General features: G+C 68.8%; 15 protein-coding genes, 1 tRNA gene and 1 pseudogene. 7 read left to right on the forward strand and 10 right to left on the reverse strand.

Translation table 11 applies throughout. The features are described 5' to 3' along the window. Nucleotides 1–20: 20 nt before the first annotated feature. On the reverse strand, nucleotides 21–917 hold the full coding sequence (locus NNI01S_RS13670; protein ID WP_063020426.1) for an alpha/beta fold hydrolase: 897 nt from the start codon (nucleotides 915–917) through the stop codon (nucleotides 21–23). A 571-nt stretch (nucleotides 918–1,488) separates the two neighbouring features. On the opposite strand from NNI01S_RS13670, the gene NNI01S_RS13675 reads away from it, so the two are divergent. Continuing rightward, entirely contained in the window at nucleotides 1,489–2,232 is a 744-nt protein-coding gene (locus NNI01S_RS13675) for a glucose 1-dehydrogenase (protein ID WP_063020427.1), read from the forward strand. Between the two features lies 1 nt (nucleotide 2,233). Here the strand turns inward: NNI01S_RS13675 and NNI01S_RS13680 are convergent, their stop codons facing one another. Further along, the gene (locus tag NNI01S_RS13680) at nucleotides 2,234–3,235 is read right to left on the reverse strand and encodes a YdcF family protein (protein WP_063020428.1); all 1,002 of its coding nucleotides are present in this window, start codon (nucleotides 3,233–3,235) and stop codon (nucleotides 2,234–2,236) included. Nucleotides 3,236–3,430: 195 nt separating this feature from the next. Between NNI01S_RS13680 and NNI01S_RS13685 the strand changes: the two genes are divergently transcribed. Further along, a complete protein-coding gene (locus tag NNI01S_RS13685; RefSeq protein ID WP_063020429.1) occupies nucleotides 3,431–4,618 on the forward strand; it encodes a lipase family protein in 1,188 nt (395 codons plus the stop codon). Between the two features lie 80 nt (nucleotides 4,619–4,698). Here the strand turns inward: NNI01S_RS13685 and mbp1 are convergent, their stop codons facing one another. Next, a complete protein-coding gene (gene mbp1 / locus NNI01S_RS13690) occupies nucleotides 4,699–4,950 on the reverse strand; it encodes a microaggregate-binding protein 1 (RefSeq protein ID WP_063020430.1) in 252 nt (83 codons plus the stop codon). Between the two features lie 265 nt (nucleotides 4,951–5,215). On the opposite strand from mbp1, the gene NNI01S_RS13695 reads away from it, so the two are divergent. Beyond that, a complete protein-coding gene (locus NNI01S_RS13695) occupies nucleotides 5,216–5,608 on the forward strand; it encodes a DUF6010 family protein (RefSeq protein ID WP_063020431.1) in 393 nt (130 codons plus the stop codon). Between the two features lie 54 nt (nucleotides 5,609–5,662). On the opposite strand, the gene NNI01S_RS13700 is transcribed toward NNI01S_RS13695, so the two are convergent. The 3 genes from NNI01S_RS13700 to NNI01S_RS13710 all read right to left on the reverse strand — a co-directional run bounded on the left by NNI01S_RS13700 (nucleotide 5,663) and on the right by NNI01S_RS13710 (nucleotide 9,695). Further along, nucleotides 5,663–5,947 (reverse strand): LuxR C-terminal-related transcriptional regulator, encoded by a 285-nt coding sequence (locus NNI01S_RS13700; RefSeq protein WP_063020432.1) that lies wholly within the window; start codon nucleotides 5,945–5,947, stop codon nucleotides 5,663–5,665. A 736-nt stretch (nucleotides 5,948–6,683) separates the two neighbouring features. Next, a complete protein-coding gene (locus NNI01S_RS13705; protein ID WP_063020433.1) occupies nucleotides 6,684–8,147 on the reverse strand; it encodes an MDR family MFS transporter in 1,464 nt (487 codons plus the stop codon). Nucleotides 8,148–8,576: 429 nt separating this feature from the next. Further along, the gene (locus NNI01S_RS13710) at nucleotides 8,577–9,695 is read right to left on the reverse strand and encodes an AI-2E family transporter (protein ID WP_063020434.1); all 1,119 of its coding nucleotides are present in this window, start codon (nucleotides 9,693–9,695) and stop codon (nucleotides 8,577–8,579) included. 257 nt (nucleotides 9,696–9,952) lie between these two features. Between NNI01S_RS13710 and NNI01S_RS13715 the strand changes: the two genes are divergently transcribed. Both NNI01S_RS13715 and NNI01S_RS13720 read left to right on the forward strand, forming a co-directional pair. After that, nucleotides 9,953–10,378 carry a DUF7144 family membrane protein gene (locus NNI01S_RS13715; protein ID WP_063020435.1) on the forward strand — a complete coding sequence of 142 codons (426 nt, stop codon included), beginning with the start codon at nucleotides 9,953–9,955 and terminating at the stop codon, nucleotides 10,376–10,378. A 162-nt stretch (nucleotides 10,379–10,540) separates the two neighbouring features. Then, a pseudogene (locus tag NNI01S_RS13720) lies at nucleotides 10,541–10,835 on the forward strand (cation transporting ATPase C-terminal domain-containing protein); the annotation flags it as partial. Nucleotides 10,836–10,957: 122 nt separating this feature from the next. Here the strand turns inward: NNI01S_RS13720 and NNI01S_RS13725 are convergent. After that, nucleotides 10,958–11,030 (reverse strand) — tRNA-Asn (locus NNI01S_RS13725). 201 nt (nucleotides 11,031–11,231) lie between these two features. Here NNI01S_RS13725 and NNI01S_RS13730 point away from each other — a divergent pair. Next, on the forward strand, nucleotides 11,232–11,477 hold the full coding sequence (locus NNI01S_RS13730) for a hypothetical protein (protein WP_063020494.1): 246 nt from the start codon (nucleotides 11,232–11,234) through the stop codon (nucleotides 11,475–11,477). Nucleotides 11,478–11,555: 78 nt separating this feature from the next. On the opposite strand, the gene dnaG is transcribed toward NNI01S_RS13730, so the two are convergent. From dnaG to NNI01S_RS13745, 3 genes are all read right to left on the reverse strand, one after another. Further along, nucleotides 11,556–13,475: a DNA primase gene (dnaG, locus tag NNI01S_RS13735; RefSeq protein ID WP_063020437.1), complete on the reverse strand. Its 1,920-nt coding sequence runs from the start codon at nucleotides 13,473–13,475 to the stop codon at nucleotides 11,556–11,558. Nucleotides 13,476–13,621: 146 nt separating this feature from the next. Then, on the reverse strand, nucleotides 13,622–14,371 hold the full coding sequence (locus NNI01S_RS13740; RefSeq protein WP_063020438.1) for a Mut7-C RNAse domain-containing protein: 750 nt from the start codon (nucleotides 14,369–14,371) through the stop codon (nucleotides 13,622–13,624). Beyond that, on the reverse strand, nucleotides 14,368–15,522 hold the full coding sequence (locus NNI01S_RS13745; RefSeq protein WP_063020439.1) for an FIST signal transduction protein: 1,155 nt from the start codon (nucleotides 15,520–15,522) through the stop codon (nucleotides 14,368–14,370). Before NNI01S_RS13745 ends, NNI01S_RS13740 begins: the two co-directional genes overlap by 4 nt. Before the next feature lie 340 nt (nucleotides 15,523–15,862). Between NNI01S_RS13745 and NNI01S_RS13750 the strand changes: the two genes are divergently transcribed. Further along, entirely contained in the window at nucleotides 15,863–19,054 is a 3,192-nt protein-coding gene (locus NNI01S_RS13750) for a hypothetical protein (protein ID WP_063020440.1), read from the forward strand.

Genomic DNA, 19,054 nt, shown 5'->3' on the forward strand with positions numbered 1-19,054 from the left:
GCCGCCGGACAGGGCGCCATTCACAGCCGCGCGGCGACGGCCTCGCACGCCTCGAGCAACACCGGCACGAAACGGTCCGCCTCGAGCACGCAGCACGCGTGCCCGGCCGCGACACGGTGCACGCTCGCACCCCGGATCATCGTCGCCATCTCCACCTGCCGGTAGGCCGGAATCGCCCGGTCCCGCGTGGTGACGACCACGGCCGTCGGCATCGCCAGGTCGGGCAGCCACGCGGTCGCGTCGAAACGACCGACCACGGCGAGAACTTGGGTGAGCGCCCACCCACTGGTGCTGCGGAACTCGCCGAACGCCCAGCGATCCAGCCGCCCCGGCGCCCAGGTGACCGCCGGAAGCTCGGGCAACCGGCCCGCGAGCTTCTCGGCACGGCGATAGGAATGCGGCCCCACCGCGGCGGCGAAGGCGCCGAACGTTTGATGAAAAGCGTGCTCGCGCCATTTCTCGCGGAACCGATAGGGCGTCGCGCAGAGCACCAGCCCGCTCACCCGGTCCGGATGGCGATGGCCCGCCAGCAGGCTCACGATTCCGCCCAGCGAGAACCCCACGCAGACGGCGCGGTCGATGCTCAGCGCGTCGAGCACGGCCGCCACGTCGTCGGCGCAGTCCTCCAAGGTGAACCGCTCGGAGCGGATGCCGCGCCCGTGCCACCGCTGGTCGAACAGGACCACCCGGTACCGCCGCGCCAGCGCCGCCAGGGAAGGGAACCAGGTGAGGTACGCGGTACAGGCGGTGGCGTGCAGCAGCACCAGCGTGGGCGCGTGCTCGGGCCCCGGGATGTCGACGACGTAGGTCCGGCCCCGGCCCGCGAGGTCGACCAGGCGGCCCCCGGGCACCTCGGCGATGTCCGGCACCCGGAAGCGTCCGCCCAACCGCGGCACGCTTCGGCCGGAGTTCGTCATGACGCACCTCCCTGGGTCGCACCGCAGGACATTTTTAGAACGCGTTCTACATGATCATGGCATACCCGCGCCCTGGGGACGCCTGCCGGTCACCCTCAGCGAGGCGCGCGGAACCCCTTGCCTACGCGCCGACCGCGCGGCGATCCCGGTACGCAGCGACCGGGAACGTCGCGGCCGGCATCGGCCGGGCGGCGGTCGAGATCGGCCGATCGCGACCCGGGACACACGCCAGATGGTTCGACGGAGACGGCGGGCGTCATCTCGACAGAGCCGGATACCTCGATGTTCACCCGGCCTGTCGCTGTATGCGATCCGATGCCCGGGCGACGTGCGGCCGCCAAGCGGCGACGTGCGGCCGAACCCCGAGCCCGTCCAGCCTCCGCCAGTCCGACAGAGGACCGGCCGAGCGACGGCAGCGAACCCGAGGGCAGCGACGTGCGGCCACGCGGCGGCACACCCGGAAGAGCCGCCCGTCCACCGCCTCCACCTGGGTTACTGTCGCCAGACGCGTCGGCACAGGGCGCGTTTCTGTAACGTGTTGCAGACGGTTCGAGAGACGGAGGTACCCCGGATGGGGCGGTTGACCGGCAAGGTGGCGTTGATCAGCGGCGGAGCGCGCGGAATGGGCGCGGCACACGCCAGGGCCCTGGTCGCCGCGGACGCGCGCGTGGTGCTGGGCGATGTGCTCGACGACGAGGGGGCCGCGCTCGCCGCGGAGCTCGGCGACAACGCCGCCTACGTGCACCTCGACGTGCGGGAGCCAGAGGAGTGGCGCACAGCCGTCGGCGAGGCGGTGCAGCGATTCGGGTCGCTGAGCGTCCTGGTGAACAACGCGGGCATCGTCAACGGCAACCTGCTCGTCGCGTTCGAGCTGGCCGAATGGCAGCGGATCATCGATGTCAACCTCACCGGCACCTTCCTCGGCATGAAGGCCGCCACGCCCGCGATGATCGAGGCGGGCGGAGGCTCGATCATCAACATCTCCTCTGTGGAGGGCATGCGCGGCAGCCCGGGGCTGCACGGCTACACCGCCACCAAGTTCGCCGTGCGCGGGCTCACCAAATCCACCGCGCTCGAACTGGCGCAGTACAAGATCCGGGTGAATTCCGTGCATCCCGGCCTCATTCGCACCCCGATGACGGAGAACATCCCCGAGGATTTCCTGCAGATCCCGCTCGGTCGCGCCGCCGACCCGGCTGAGGTCTCCGCCCTGGTGACGTTCCTGGCCAGCGACGAATCGTCGTACTCCACCGGAGCCGAGTTCGTCATCGACGGCGGTCTGACCGTGGGCGTCCCGCACAAGAGCTTCGGCTGAGTCAGCCGCGGGTGGCCAGCAGAGCGAGCGGCGGCAGCGACACCAGCGCGACGCCCACGACAGCGGTGCTCCATTTATAGGCCACCAGCAGCGCGGCGAATTCGCGCAGGAACGCACTGGGCAGGTAGTAGAAGGCGGTCCTGGCGCCCGTCACCTCGGCGTCGAGGTGGAGGCGGCGCGCCAGGATCGCCGTGCGCAGCACATGAAAATTGCTCGTCACCAGCACCATGCGCGTAGTCTTGCCGCACTCGCCGAGCAGCCGCTTGGTGAAGAGCAGATTCTCCTCGGTGGACCCCGATCGGTCCTCCAGCACCACGCGGTCTTCCGGCACGCCGCGGCCGATGAGGTACTCCGCCATCGCCGCCGCCTCGGAGACCTCCTCGTCGCATCCCTTACCGCCACTGGCGATCAGCAGCGGGGCACGCCCGTCGTCCGTTTCCCCGCGGTATACCTCGATCGCTCGCTCCAGGCGCGCGGCCAGCAGCGGCGACACCTCCCCGTCGACCAGCCCCGCTCCGTGCACGACGATCGCGTCCATCCCGCGCTGATAGGGCAACAGGCCGTAGCAGAGCGAATACAGCAGGAACGCGGTGAACAAAAACCCGACGTAGCTGATCGCCATCGTCAGTGACGCCAAAAGCACTGCGAGCCAGAGGCTTCCGGTCAGAAGGGCCAGCCCGAGCACCACATACGGCACCAACAGCGCTATCCCGAGACCCAGTGGCAGCAGATTCGGGACATGCCAGCCCTCACGGCGAATCAGCTGCGCGCCGTTGGCGATCGACAACCCGGCGAGCACCAGGACCAGCAACGGAGACAGCAGCACCACCAGCGGTGCGAGCACCACCGGCAGATCGCCCTCGACGATCCGGCCGACCGCCCACGCGCCGACGAACCCCGTCCCGAGAAGCAGGAACACCCCGTGGCCGAGCCGCCTTCGGTCCCTGCCGAATCGCACCGCGAACACACCGAACAGGACGACGCCCACGACCAGCAGAAACACCGCGCTACGGTAACCGACCGGTGAGCACCGCGCCCGGCCGTCCCCGAGCGGCGCGGCTACCTCGGCTTTTTCCGATCGTCCCCTACAGTGTGCAGGTCCGGGCATCGGTCACTGGCGATCGTCCGGATGCATTCGACTTCAGCACACCAGCGTTACGCACCAGCACGTCGTGATGAATGGGAGTCGACGAAGAACATGCTTCGATTGGTCATCGCCACCGCAGCGGCCGCGCTCTGTGTGATCACACCGCAGGCCGCGGCGCAGCCGATCTATCCCGCGCCGGATCCGGACCCGTTCTACGCCACTCCGGCCGACCTCGACGCCGCCCCGGGCGACGTCCTCGCCGTACGGCCGATGCCCGCGCTTCCCGCGTTCCCCGGTTCGACGGTCACGATGATCAAGTTCCGCTCCACCAACTCCGCGGGTGAGCCGATCGCGGCCACCACCACCGTGCTGACCCCGCCGAATCCCACCCCCGGCCGGCCGCTGCTGTCCTACCAGCACATCATCAACGCACTCGGCACCAAGTGCGCGGTCTCCCGCGTGCTCTACACCAGCGACCCCAATCTGGCTGTGCGCGAAGCGCCCGCGCTCAACGCCCTGCTCCTGCGCGGCTGGTCGGTCGCTCTCCCCGATCACCTGGGGCCCACCAGCGCCTACGGCGCCGCGAAACTCGGGGGCATGATCACCCTGGACGGGCTGCGCGCCGCCCGGCGCGTCACGGAACTGGGACTGGCGGACAGCCGCATCGCCATGCTCGGCTACTCCGGCGGCGGGATGGCGAGCGCATGGGCGGCCGCGCTGGCGCCGACCTACGCGCCGGAACTGCCGCTCGTCGGCGTCGCCGCGGGCGGGGTGCCGATGAACCTGGTCAAGATGATCGAAGGCCTGGGCTACGCGCCGCACGCGGCATTCGGTCTCGCCTTCGCCGCCGCCCTCGGGCTGGAGCGGGAATACCCGGCGCGGCTGCCGGTGAGTGAACAGCTGAACTCGGTCGGACTGTCGGTCCGCAACCGGATCGCCGACAGTTGCACCAACGAGATCCTGCTGGCCGGCGCGGGCCGGGGGATCGTGGATGTCGCGGCCTCGAATTCGCTGGCCGACGACGAGCGCGCACGGGCCGTGCTCGAGGAGAACAGCCTGGAACTCTACGGAAACGTCCCGGCCACACCGATATACCAATGGCGCGCCGAGAACGACGCCCTTATTCCGGTGGAGTCGATCGATGCCACGCTCCGCCGGTACTGCGACGCGGGCGCACGAGTGCAATACGAGAAAATGCTCAGCCCGGACCATTTGTCCACCGCGGTACTCGGCGTCCCGTCCGCCATCGATTGGCTGGACGCGCGCTTCCACGGTGTGCCCGCACCGAGTAACTGCTGAGGGCGGCCCGGCGGCGGCTGTTCACCGCCGACCGGGAGCGGATCGTTCCGCGGACCGCCACATCGGATTCGCGCCGAGGACTAGACGTCCTTGCCGCTCTCGTACGCGCTCTGGCGCGCCTCGTCGAGATCCGCTTCAGCACGGGCCTTTTCGGCCTCGGCTTCCTTCTGCGCCGCATCCCGCTGGGATTCGGCCTTGTCCTGCTGGGCGCGACCCTCTTTCTTCAGGTCCTCGTCACCGGTGACGACGCCAGCGGCTTCCTTCGCCTTCCCCTTGATGTCCTCGACGACACCCTCGACAGCTTCCCGGGGTCCGCTCTGATGCTCCGGCATCACATACCTCCCAATTCCTAGTCGGCTGACATCCGCCGCATACCCGCCTCCGGCGACGTCAATCGTCCTGTGACGCCCACCACCTCCCGCCGCCTCCGAAGCGGACATCGTCTGCCCACCCATCCCGCGCAAAGAATGGGGGCCCGACTATGCTCCCGCCTGGCGAATTTCAGGCGGGACGTGGCGTAAATGCCTCTGGGAAAGGCTCGGTCGCCTCGATAAATTCGGTTCGCGAAGGGACCTGACCACAAGGAGTTCGCCGATCATGAATTACGTCGCGCCGGTGCTGATCGGCGTTCTGTACGCGGTCGCGATGTCGGCGATCCCGGAGCCGCATCGGCGCCGTTTCAATGCCGTCATGGTCGCCGGCGCCGGGGCGGCCTATCTCAGCGGCGGCGGGTTCGGCGGTTGGGAATTCGTTTTCACAGCCGTCGTCACCTACTGCGCCTACCGCGGACTGGAGTCCTGGACCTTCATCGGCATCGCCTGGCTCCTGCACACCGCATGGGACCTATCGCATCACTTCAAAGGCAACCCCATCATCCCGTTCGCACACGACTCGTCCCTGGGTTGCGGAATCTGCGACCCGGTCATCGCCGTGTGGTGCCTATACGGCGGCCCCTCGCTCTTCCGCCGCCGCACAGCGGCCGTTCCCTGAACCGAATGTCACGCGGACCGGCTCCAGCGATCCGCACCCGTGCGCTGACGGAGTTCAGAGGTCATCGATGTCGATGAGCGCGTCCTGCAATGCGCGGGCGACCAGAGCGGCTTTCGTCGGAGCGGGGCGGCCGACCGCGGCGTACTTGTCCCTGATCCGCGACAGGTGAGTGTTGACCGTCCCGAGCGAGATGTACAGGCGCCGCCCGACTTCCACCTTCGAGTCCGACGCGATCCACGCCAGCAGCACTTCGATCTCCCGGCTGCTCAGCGCCGGACGCTCCCGCGGTCCCAGTCCAGCGGACAGCTGGTCGTTCCTGTGGTCGAACGCGATACTCATGAACCAATCCTTTGCAATACTTCGCTATTTCGAGTCATTCGAAGACAAGGTCCCGATGCCGACGGCTCTCGGCGCGGCAGGGCATCCCCCTCGCGGGCGGTATCCACGCAGTACTGCGCGGTGGTAAAGATCGATGAGACGGGATGAGAAGACAGGAATTGAACCGACCAGTTCGTCGCCCCCTCGAGTACTATCCTCCCGGATGTCTCGCGATCACAAATCTCGTTTTCGATCGAAACACCACGGTTTTGCAAGAACAGTCTGCACTCGGGCCGAGCTTCGAGGGGCCTGAACAGCAAACGTTCGGTCATATACCCGACCGCGTGCATCCGATAACCCGGTCGTGGAGGATTCTGGTTGGTTTGATTCCCCATATGGTCGGGTTTTCGTTCCCGACCAGAGCCACGCGCTCAGCAATCGAGCTCCCGCTGAGCCGCGGGTCGATGAGTCAGTGTCGGTCGGCGCATTCCTTCCGTCGTTGCCGCAACGCCGGCGTTGTCATCTTCGGATCACCTGCGAGGCCCGTGTGCAGCCAGCCGCGAACTACGGCTCCAGCATCCGGTGGGCAGTCGGCGGGCAACAGGGGTTGCCCGTTGCCGCTCCAGATGGCAACGGGCAACACGGTCCCCGCGAATACCCATGAGCGAGAACCCGGAGGCACGACTCGGAGCCACCGAGACACGGCGAAGCCCCTGGCCGTCGATGCGGACAGGGGCTTCGCCGTGGTGAGAGTTGTTCAGTGCTTGGTCAATTGCGGCGTCGCCGCCTCGGGCTCGACCGCTTGTTCCGGAGCGGCCGCCCGGCTCGGCAAGAGCACCGCCATGACGATCACGACCAGTGCCAGCGCCGCCGAGACGAGGAAGGCCAGCCGCATCCCGTCGAGATGCGCGGTGACTACGTCGGTGCCCTCCGCGGCCAGCGAGGTGGCGCGGGCCGACATCACCGTCACCACCAGAGCAGTGCCGAACGCCGCGGCGACCTGCTGCAAGGTGCCGAGCATGGAACTGCCGTGCGAGTACAGCTGTTGCGGCAACGCACCGAGACCGAGCGTGAAGACCGGGGTGAAGGCCGCCGCCAGCGACACCATCAGCAGGATGTGCAGGGCCAGCAGCTGCCAGTACGGCATGGTCATCGAGATCTGGGTGAACCCGGCCAGCGACGCGGCGATGCCGATCGACCCCGGAATCACCAGCGAGCGTCCGCCGAACCGGTCGAACAGGCGACCGACGGTGGGGCCGAGCAGACCCATCGCCAGCCCGCCGGGCATCACCAGCAAGCCGGTGGCCAATGGGCTCAGGCCACGCAGATTCTGCAGGTACAGCGGCAGCAGGATCATCGATCCGAGCATCGCCATGAAGGCCACCGACATCAGGATCAGCGCCTTGGTGTAGGTGCCCGACAGCAGAACCCGCAGATCGAGCAGCGGAGTGCCGGTGCGCTGCAGGCGCAACTGACGCCACACGAACCCGGCGATCAGGGCCGAGCCCGCGGCGACGATCAGCGCCGGACCGGCGAGATTGCCGCTCTCGAAGCGACTGAGCCCGAACACCAGCCCGCCGAACCCGAGCGCCGCGAGTGCCACGCTGGCCGAGTCGATCTGCCCCGCTTGCGGTTCACCCACGTTCTCCAGCTGACGCAGTCCCAGCCACGAGATCACTCCCGCGATCGGCAGCACCAGCACGAAAAGCCAGCGCCACGAACCGATCTGCAGCACTGCTCCGGAAATCACCGGCCCCATCGCGGGCGCCACCGAGATGGCCAAGGTGACATTGCCCATCACCCGGCCGCGGTCGTGCTCGGCCACCACCGTCATCAGTGTGGTCATCAGCAGCGGCATCATCACCGCGGTGCCGAAGGCCTGGACGATCCGGCCGAGCAGCAGCACGGCGAACGACGGCGCGACCGCCGACAGCGCGGTACCCGCCAGGAAGACGCCCATCGCCGCGACGTACGCCTGCCGGGTCGACACGCGCTGCAGGAACCAGCCGGTGGTCGGGATGACCGCCGCCATCGTCAGCATGAACGCCGTCGACACCCACTGCGCCGCCCGGTCGGTGATCGCGAGGTCCTCCATCAACCGCGGAATCGCGTTGATCATGATGGTCTCGTTCAGGATCACCACGAAAGTCGCGAGCACCAGCACCCGGATGACGGTCGGTGTCCGCCCTCCCGAGGCGGGAGCGGATAATTCGGCGGACATCGGATACCTCCGGAGCAAGGAGTCGTTGACAGGTACATGTGGCCCGTTGCCGAGTCACCGGATCGCGTCCCGGCGCCACAACTGTTGAGACGGCGTCGACTGCACGAACTCATCGGGCGCGGGTCAGTATTCCGCTCGGCACCGACACAAATCACCTGGTTTTCCGGTCGATGCACCCGCCCTCGGGCAGAAAACCGCTGTTCAGCGGTACCTCGCACAGCACCCCAGAGGTAATCGTGAGCCTGGTCACTGTCCGGTCTCGCGGGTCGGTGGACGCGGCGGTCCTCTGCCGGCGAACCGTCACCCACGCGGCGTCCGGATCATGCAGCGCCGCATGCAGATCGCCTCGGAAACCGCCGCGGTATCGGCCGATCCGAGCATCGCCGCGGCCTCGCCCCGGACAATCGGATCCAGGCTCACGTACGAAATTCATCGTCTGACTTCTCCCGTCGGCGGCGGTTTCTCGTCATTGCTTTCGTCGGCTGGATTCACCGGTGCGCTGCTGATCAAGGCGCTGACCCAGCGGGTGGCGGGGTCGATGTCGAGCAGTACCGCTTTGAGCAGCAGGGTGAGCGGGATGGCGAGTAATGCGCCGAGTGCGCCCAGCACCCAGGCCCAGAAGACCAGCGCCAGGAAGGTCACCGTCACGCTCAGGCCGACCGCATCGCCGACATACTTGGGCTGGATCAACGACTGGATGACGAAGTTGATCACGCTGTAGACCACGATCACCCAGATCATCAACATCGGACCGCCTTCGAGCAGCGCCAGCAGCGCGGGCGGAACCAAGCCGACGACGAAGCCGATATTGGGGATGAAGTTGGTGATGAACGACAGCACCGCCCACAGCAGCGGCAGCGGGACACCCAGCCACCACAGCGCCAGCCCGTCGAACACCGCGACGATCAATCCGAACACCGTGGACACGACCAGGTAGCGGCGAGTTCCCGAGGCGAAGGTCTCCAGCGCGAACGCGATATCGGGGCGCACTTCGGTGACGATCGCGACGCGTCGGCCCATCGACGCCGCGTCGAAGGCCATGAACAGCAGTAACACGATGACGAAGACGAGGTCGGACAGCACGCCGGCCAGTCCGGTGAGGGCGGATTGCAGCGCCGTGGTCAGGTGGTGCCAGTCGACGCCGCTGAGCAGGTCGCGGATCTGGTCGCCGCCGACACCGGCATCCGTGAGCGACGCGCGCACCCCGTCTAGCAAAGCATCGAATTCGTCGGCATAACCGGGCATTTCCGTCGCCAGCTGCGCGACCGACACCACCAGCACCGCTAGTAGCCCCACCACGATGGCGTAGACCGCCGCCAGCGCCAGCGCCATGCCCACCCAGGCCGGGAGGCCGCGCCGCCGCGCCCAGGCGTGAATCGGTTGCACCGCGACAGTGAGCATCAGAGCGAGGAAAACCGGACCGACTATGCCCGCGAACACCTTGATCCCGGCGATCGAGACCACCGCCCCGGCGCCGGCCAGCAGCACGATCAATCCGCGCGGGACGGACCACGCGTCGCGCTGCCCGAACGGGGTCGCGTCATCCATCTCCGATGCCACCGGCGACTCCCATCGCACGTTGCTGCTCGTCAGGACCTACTCGAGGATCGTAGGCCGCGCGGGCCCGCCTACCCCTCATCCTTCGCGGGTGAGGCGCGACAAATACCGCCGCTCGGCAGCAGACCGCTCTGCGTCCGGTGTTTCGCACCCGCCGATCCGAATTCACCCAGAACAGGTGAGGCGTGCGCGCCTCTCACGGGGCAACATTCGGCGGGTCCGGGTCCGACGTCGAGCAGGAGTCCGCCATGACCCAGCAATCCGAGGTCCAGAATCTCCCGCCCGAAGAGCCCTTCCAACGGCAGAGCGTCGCCACCGGGATCTCGGTCGTCGCGGCGGTCCTGCTGTTGGTCCTCTCCGCGATGTCGCTCTTGGAGGGCGCCGTGGCGATCGCCGACGACGAGCTCTACGTCGCCGGTGCCGACTACATCTATGCCTTCGACACGACCACTTGGGGATGGATCCATCTGATTCTCGGCGTCATCGGCATCGCCTGCGCGCTCGGACTGATGTTCGGCACCACGTGGGGCCGCTACGCCGCGGTCTTCATCGCCGCCGTGGTGATCGTTGCCAACTTCCTGTCGCTGCCCTACTACCCGGCGTGGTCACTGCTGGTCATCGCGCTCAGCGTGGTGGTCATCTGGGCCGTGACCACCTGGCAGCCGAACCGCTGACCAGCGAGGACGTTCGCGGTCACGACGACTGCTCCCGCGTTCGAAAGGACGAACGGTCATGGCCTCCCACGCGCCCCGGGACCCCACCCGCTCCCCACCGCCATGGACTGGTTCGCCCGCGACGCCGAAGCCGTGGTCACCGCGCTGGACTCCGACCGTGAATCGGGGCTGGTGGCCGACCCCGACTCCCGATTGGAGCCACCCATTCTCGGCACGCGGAAAGTCCTGTCGATCCCCGTTGGTCGTCACGGTGTTCGCCGTCGAAACCGGCTTCCTCCAGGACCTGCTCATGACCACGTCACTGAACGGCCGTCAATGGCTGGCCTGCCTCGGCTGGTCACTGATCATCCCGATCGTCGTCGAGGCGGAGAAAGCACTGCGCCGCAAGCGGCGCCCACCCGCCGCAGCTCCCCTCCCACCCGCCGCTGCGGTGGACCCGCTACGAGCCCGCCTCTGAGGCGCGTCGACCAAAGAACCTGGGACCGGTCTGCCTTGTGAAGAATTTTCCGGTTCCTGACCCCGGATACGAATCCGGCCTCCGACCTGGCAGAATGATCTGTGGTCAGAGGCCGTTTTCTGCTCCCCCATCTGGACTCGAACCAGAAACCTGCCGATTAACAGTCGGCTGCTCTGCCAATTGAGCTATAGGGGATTGCCCTTGGCTCGGCCGGTTCGTACCGGGCGGGCCGAGGAGAAACTCTAGCGTATGGCTGGGCGGGAGCCCAAATCGTGTCGCTACCTGCTGACTTGTCCGCGTGGGCGGGGGCGGGCCTTCGGGTGTCCGGATCGACAGGCGTGTGGGGCGTCGGGCAGGATGGAGCGGCGAACTGGCAACTGGGAGGAGCACATCGAGATGCTGCGGTTGATCATCGGCGTGGCGGCCGGCTACGTACTCGGCAGCAAGGCCGGGCGGGCTCGCTACGAACAGATCAGCGCCGCCACCCGCGCGCTGACCGGGAGCCCGGTGACCCGCAAGCTCGTGCTCGTCGGCAGGCAGAGGCTGGCGGACAAGCTCAGCACCCGCCCGCGCCTGGAGCCGATGGAGCCGCTCGACGAGCGGACCACCGTGCTGGTGCCGCACGACCAGCTGCGGCGCTGACCGGCCACTGGAGACCGATTCCCGGGCCTGGTCGAACACCGGACGAGGAATCGAGCCGGATGTACCTGCGCGGGTCGGTCAGGCCCCGGTGGCGAAGTCCCCGTGGTTGCCCATCGCCTGGGTGAGCAGGCTCTTGCGGTACTGCTCCAGGGCGACGAGATCGCCGAAGAGGGCGAAGTATGCGTCCGGCTGCTCGGTCGACGAGACCCGCTGGAGCTTGGACTTGAGCTCGGCGATCTGCCTGCCGACCCATGCCTCCTGGGTGCGCGCCAGGACCCCGGCGACGAAGCGCGGGATGTCGGCCTCCGATTTCACCGGTAGCGGCTCGTTGGCCAGCTCCGACAGCAGGGCGCGCACGGTCAGGTCGTCGGTGCGGTCGGCGACGGCGTTGACCCACTCGGCGCCACCGAGTCCCGCCGCGGTACCGCCCGCCTCGGCGATCAGCGCGCGCAGAACCGTGTAGGCGGGGTGGGTGAAAGCCTCGGCCTCGAGTGCGTCGAAACCCGCTCCGGCCAGCGCCGGGTACTGCAGCGCGGCCGCGAGCGCCTGACGTTGCGGCAGGAGCGTGGGGTCGTTCGGATTGGGCCGTGCCGCAGGATGTTCGGCGACCACTTCGCGCGGCGCGGCCGCTCGCACCGCCCCGGTGCGGCCTCCGCCGTTGCGGTGCCGCTTGGCTTCTTCGCCGACGCGGCGCACGACGGTCTGGATGTCGTCCCAGCCGACCCAGCCCGCGAGTTTGGTGGCGTACGCCTTGCGCAGGGCGTTGTCCTTGATCTGCGCGACCACCGGCACCGCGCGGCGCAGCGCCTCCACCTGCCCCTCGGCGGTGTCCAGATTGTGGTCGGCGAGCAGGCCGCGGATGACGAACTCGTACAGCGGCGTTCGCCGGGCGACCAGATCGCGCACGGCCGCGTCGCCGGATCGCTGTCGCAGCTCGCACGGGTCCTGCCCGTCCGGCGCAATGGCGATATACGTCTGACCGGCCAGTTTCTGATCGCCGGAGAAGGCTTTGAGGGCCGCCGCCTGGCCCGCGGCGTCGCCGTCGAAGGTGTAGATGATCTCGCCGCGCCAGAAGTTGTCGTCCATCATCAGGCGGCGCAACAGGGCGAGGTGCTCGTCTCCGAAGGCGGTGCCGCACGAGGCGACGGCGGTCTTGACCCCGGCCAGGTGCATCGCCATGACGTCGGTGTAGCCCTCGACGACGACCGCCTGGTGCCCCTTGGCGATCTCGCGCTTGGCGTGATCCAATCCGAACAGCACCTGAGACTTCTTGTACAGCAATGTTTCCGGCGTGTTGATGTACTTGCCGGGCATGGTGTCGTCGTCGAAGAGTTTGCGGGCGCCGAAGCCGATGACATCGCCGGACAGGTTCCGGATCGGCCACAGCAGCCGCCGGTGGAAGCGATCGATAGGGCCGCGCTGACCCTGCTTCGACAGCCCGGCGGCCTCCAGCTCCTTGAAGTCGAAACCCTTCCGCAGCAGATGCTTGGTGAGCCTGTCCCACCCCGCGGGGGCGTAGCCGCAGCCGAAAGTGTGCGCGGCGGCGGCGTCGAAGTTGCGATCGGTGAGATATTTGCGGGCGGCTTCGGCTTCCGGCTCGCGCAGCTGGGCGATGTAGAACTCGTGTGCCGCCGCGTTCGCCGCGACCAGGCGGGACCGGGTGCCCCGGTCGCGCTGCACCGAGGTGCCGCCGCCTTCGTAGTTGATCTGGTAGCCGATCCGGTCGGCCAGCTGCTCGACCGACTCGACGAACCCGACGTGCTCGATCTTCTGCAGGAAAGCGAAGACATCGCCGCCCTCACCGCAACCGAAGCAGTGGAACAGCCCGTGATTGGGGCGCACGTGGAACGACGGCGACTTCTCGTCGTGGAACGGGCACAGACCCTTCATGGAGTCGGCTCCGGCGCGCTTGAGCGCGACGTACTCGCCCACTACGTCTTCGATCCGGACGCGCTCGCGTATCGCCGCGATATCGCGATCAGGAAGTCGTCCGGCCACGGCAGAGAGTCTAGGCGAACACGGGGCCGACGCGCCCGGGCGGCTCCGCACAGCGAGTTCCGGCCGAACCCGCCGTCGAGCGGGGTCGCCGCCGGCGTCCGGCTCTTCTCGGGTCGTCGCCGAGCCGGGATCGCCCGGCCGAGGGGTCAGGAGCGCTCCAGCTCCGCGCGGATCACCGCGACCGTGTCGGCCAGCCGCGCCTGGTGGGAGCCCTGCCAGTAGATCCGGCCGCACTCGAGGCACTGCCTGAAGGTGTTGTAGTAGCGGCGGGTGAGCGGTTCGAGCCGATCCTCGACCTCGGCTTTGGCGACCTCGGCGACGACGCCGCCGCAGCGCAGGCACCGGGTGAACGGATCCAGGCGCGCGACGAGGTCGAGCCGCCGAACCACCTCGACGACCTGGTCGACCGGCTGATCGGACCGGATGTAGACGCCGTGGGTGACGTTGCGGCGCTTCAGCAGCCCCCGGTCACGGGTGAGCAGGATCCGATGCTCGGCCGCCGACACCTCCGCGAGTTCGGCGTCTCCGGCGTCCCACCGGCAGTGCACGTCCAAGCCCAGCAGTCGCATCAGCTTGGCGAGGCCGCCGAGATTCACGTCCGCGAGGAACCGGGGCTCACGCAAGGGGTGGGGGCGAACTCTGGTCACACCACCGATGTCGAGGGTCTCGAAGACGGGATAGGCGGTGATCCGCCCGCCGGGGCGCGGACGATGGTCGAAGCCGACCGGTCGTCCGTCGACCAGGATCAGGTCGACCTCGGTGTGCGGGATGCCTGCGGCCTCGATGACGTCCTTCACGGTCTGGTGCGGGCGACAGGGCCGGCGCAGCGCGGTGAACCGCTCGCCGGGCCGCAGGAAGTCGTTGAGTTCGGCGTATACACGCAGGTCGACGTTCATTCGACGAACAGCGCCATCGACGCCGTGAACCCGTGCAGCGCGTTGCGGCCGGCGATGGGCCCGATCTCGCCCGCGGCGAAGAAGCCCGCGAGCGGAATGCCGTCGAGCAAGTCCTCGATCGTCGTGGCGTCGTGATCCGCGATCCCGAACATCCGGCGGCCTCGTCCGTTGCAGGTGAACAGCAACGCACCGGCCGGACGCCCGGCCAGATCGGTGCGCGCCCGCGCCAACGCCGCGCGCAGGTCCCGGTCCGCGCCGATCGCGTCGCGCACCTGGAATTGGACGGTGGTGCCGACCTCCACGACCTCGCCCACCTCGATCGCGCCGCTGGACGGGTCGGCGCCGAGCAGGCCGCGGATCAGGAAGTCACCCTGCCCGGGTTCGGCCAGATGCTCGTCGACGACGAATCCGATCTGCAGTCCGCGCGCGAGCTGTTCCTGCTGATCGGGGGGCAGCACAGCGACGATCTCGCGCAACCGTTCGATCGGGGGCAGGCCGCCGAGCCCGGTGATCACCGTGCCGTCCGCACCGGTGACGGTGTAGGGGTAACCGATCGGCCTGCAGCCCTGGGACACGATCGGCACTCCGTGCAGGCCGGGCAGGCGCACCCCCACCGCGCCCGAGGTGACCACGGCGTGGTCGCGGAACAGCCGACTGCCTTCGGGGCCCCGGCCGCCGCTCACCAATCCGCCCATCACGATGGTGCCCGGCAGATCCGTGTTCACGTACTCCAGCAGGAGATCGGCCGGGAATGAGTAGGGGTCGGGCAGCAGCAGGTGGAAGTCGCGCGCGGCCTTGTCGAAGCGATAACCCGCGAGCAGCCCGCCGCTCGCTGTGCGGAGGAAGTCCAGCTGGAAGGTCTCGGCGGCGGGCAATCCGGTGGCCAGCCACACCGCGACCGCGGGCTCGTCCTCGATCTCGCGGCGACCCGCCACGATCGCCTGGGCCACGCAGCCGACCAGAGCGGGTACCCGGACCGTCCGGTGCACACCGGAGAGCACCTCCACGGCCTCGTCGGTGTGCGCGCGGGAGGCGAGCAGCACAGCGAGGGACGGCGCCTCGCCCGCGAGCTGGTCGCGGGCGAGCGCTGCGGCCTCCATGCCCGCTCGCCGCGCTTCGGGCGCGGTGGAGAGCCCTACTCCGATCCGCACCCCTCCATGGTAGCCAACCGGAAGCTGGAGGGAATTGCGTTGGCATACAGCACTTTTCGTCGTCGATATGGCGGAAGGATCCGCATCGAGGGCGGTGCGCCGAGGTCGGCCGCTCGTTACTCCGGTGGCGCGGCCGGTACGACGACGATGCGAGCAGGTTGCGATTCGATAGCTGTTCCCTGGCGCACGAGCTGTCAAACCGTCTTCCCAGTCCGGAGAGGTCCGGCGAATCTGGGTGACAATGACCGAACCACAGTTTGCTTTCGGTCACGCGAGATCAGAGAGTCGGCGCAGGCCAGCGCACCGCGGCACGACCTGATGAGGACAGGCGGGAGACATCGTGAGTCAGCCGTCGCGGATCGACACGGGTGAACTGCGCGCGCTCGTGTCGACGCTGGAGCGGCTCATCGTCGATGCCTCCCGGACAGTCGGTGAACTGAAGGCGGCCATCGCCGACGCCGAGGCGCTCGTCAGCGATGATCTCCGTGCCGACGCGGTGTTCGCGCCGGCGGCAATGGAAATTCAGGCTTCGGAGACCGTGTCCGAAGCGGACGTACCCAAGGCGATGCCCACCCCGTGGGCCCGGAAGACCTCGGCGACCCCGTGGTCGAGGCGCGTGATCCGACCGTGCCCGACGGCGCCGAGCGCACCGGTGCGAGTGTCCGTGCCCCATGAGGTGGCCGTTCCGGCGGTCGAACTGTCCGCGCCCGCCGGGCCACCGGTCGCGGCGCGATACGCGCAATCCGAATCCGCACCTCGCCGGACCGATGCCGCAGACGATCCCGCGTCCAGTCGGCGCACGGACATGGCCGACGGCTTTCCCGCCACCCCACCGGCCGTCGTCACCGCCGATTCGGGCCTGATCCAGCGGCCGGGCCGCGTGGATCGTTCCGCACCCGGCGAACGGGCCGAAGGCTTCTCTGTCCGTCGGACGGACCTGCCCGACGCCTTCGCACCGATCCGGCACACCGACGCCGCGCCCCGCCATCCGGCCGATATCCCCGACCACTCCGCCCCCATCCAGCGCACCGATGCCGCATCCCGCCGGACGGACACTCCGGACGTCTCGGCAACCAACCGGCGCAGCGACACCACATCCCGGCCCCGCCGGACGGCTCCTCCGGACGCCTCGGCTCCGATCCAGCCGACCGGCGGACCGCCCGCCCCGCCGGTCGAGAACCCGAACCGCACCGCGGGTGTACCGCCGAGGAACCGGGCTGACGGCGGGGCGCGTCGCCCACGGATCGATGCTGCCGAGCGAGCCGCGTTCGTGCCGGAGATAGACGTCGCGCTCCGCTTACCTCGACCGGACACCGCCGACACCTTCACGCCGCACCGACACCTCGACATCGAGGACGCCCCAAGACCGAAGAGTCGTCCGGCAGACCGCGACCCGGAGCCGGCGAGCGACTCCGCGCCGATCCCGCAGACCAACCGCGCCGACGACTCGACTTCAGCACCCACACGCAGGCCAGCGACCAACCGCTACACACCCCGACACCTCGACATCGAGGACACCCCGAGACCGACAAGTCGCCCCATGGACGCCGAAACGGGGCCGGGGAGCGACAACGCGCCGACCCGACAGACCGGCGTCACCGACGACTCGACCCCAGCACCTGGACGCACCCCCGGGACCGACCGCTTCCCATCTCACCGACACCCGGACACGAACACGCCAAGTCCGACGAGTCGCCCAACGAACGCCGAACCAGGCCCCGAAAGCGACTCCGCACCGAGCCGACAGACCAACCTCACCGACCACTCGACCCCAGCACCCACCCCCACCCCAGAGACCAACCGCTTCCCATCTCACCGACACCCCGACACCGCTGACACCCCGAGACCGACGAGTCGCCCAACGGACGCCGAAAGCGACTCCACGCCGATGCGGCAGACCAACCCGGCCGTCGACTCGACTCCGGCACCCGCGCACGCCTCGGAGACCGACGGCGCGCCCCCTCCCGAGCCGACGCGGCAGACCGATGGCTGCGAAGCAATCGACCGCCAGGCCGGCGGCATCGACCGGACCTGGCTGCCGGACGACTCCGCAGCGACTCCGCTGATCGGCGCGGCCGCCTCGCCGGTCATGCCGGCGGATCCCCCCGCCGTTCCGCGGCCGACGATCAACCCTGACGACCCGGTGCCTGCCCCGCGAATGGACGCTGCTGAACGGTCCGCCTCCGCGCCGGAGGCCGATGCCGATCCACATTTCATCGCCCATACCACCGCGAGCCGCCCGGCGGCCGGGGACGCCGCGCTCTCCGATGCCACCGACGAACCCGTATCGCGGCGACGAACCGACACCTCCCCCGACTCGACCGCCGCTCCGTGGATCGACGCCCTGCGTTTCTCCTGGCTCGACGCTTCGCCCGATCCACAGCTCGGCCCGCCGGGCACGGAAACGACGGACGGCACCGCCCAGGGCCGATCCGACCCGCGGACCGGCAAGACCGGCGGCCTCCCCCAGCCATCGGGCACCACGGGCCGGTTCGAAGCCAGCCGAAAGACCGGCACGGCTTCCCCCACGATCGTCCCACTGGGCGAATCCGCGCCACTCCCGCAGCCCGGCCCCACTGACGCCGCGCTCGGCCGAAGACCCGACGCCCAGGGCCGGCCCAAGCCGATCGATGACGCCCCCACCGCGCACCGATCCGGACAACAGCGGGTCGCCGCCGACAACTCGGATCCGCTCGGCACGGCGCAGAATCCGGCGCCTCGAACAGCGGTGGCGCACCCTCGTCCGTCCGTCCCGCCTACCACCGGCTCCGCGAACCCGGTCCGCCAGACCGATCCCGCCCCTCCGCAGCAGACCCACGGCACACGTGGCGCATCGGCCCAACGGCCCGACTCCGCGTCCGCCCAGAAGCACGGCCGCGCACCCATCGAACGGAACAGCCCGGCGCAGCGGCCCACGGTCACCGAGCGCACCGGCGCCCCCGACCCATCCGAGGCACTTCGCATCGCCCGCGAGATGTCGGCGCGGCACGGCTTGGAAGTCGTCGGATTCGAAACCGCGACCGTGGACATCCAGGTGATCCGGGAGATCGCCTCCGCACTCGATGAGCTGCTCACGAAATATCCGATGCCGCTGCGAGGGGTCGAACTCACCGACGACGCGCAAGCTCGTCCGAGGCCGGATCGCACACCGACAGCTGAGCAGTCCGCCATCTGGATCGTCCTGGACCGGGCCGCCTTGACTCCACCGGCTCCTGTGGAGACGCGCAGGGTCTTCCGTCGGCGCGGCCCTGCCGAACGGCCGGTGTACACGGCGGTCGCTCGCGAGTTCGCGGGTGCGCTGGACGCCGCCGGCGGGTTCCGGGCCCGGCAAGAAGCACTGCGGACATTGATCAACGAGTCGTTGCGTGGCGGCGGCGGAGGTCTCGGACTGCTGGATCCCGGCCGGGCCCTGATCGATGGCTTCACCGAGGTGGTGCTTCGGGGCGAGCGAGCAGGCGCGCCGGCCAAGGAACTGCACGGCGCGCTGGTGAAGATGGCCCGAGCGGAGTCCTCCGACGGCCTGTCGGCATGA

The organism is Nocardia niwae NBRC 108934 = DSM 45340, from assembly GCF_001613465.1.
Classification (GTDB): domain Bacteria; phylum Actinomycetota; class Actinomycetes; order Mycobacteriales; family Mycobacteriaceae; genus Nocardia; species Nocardia niwae.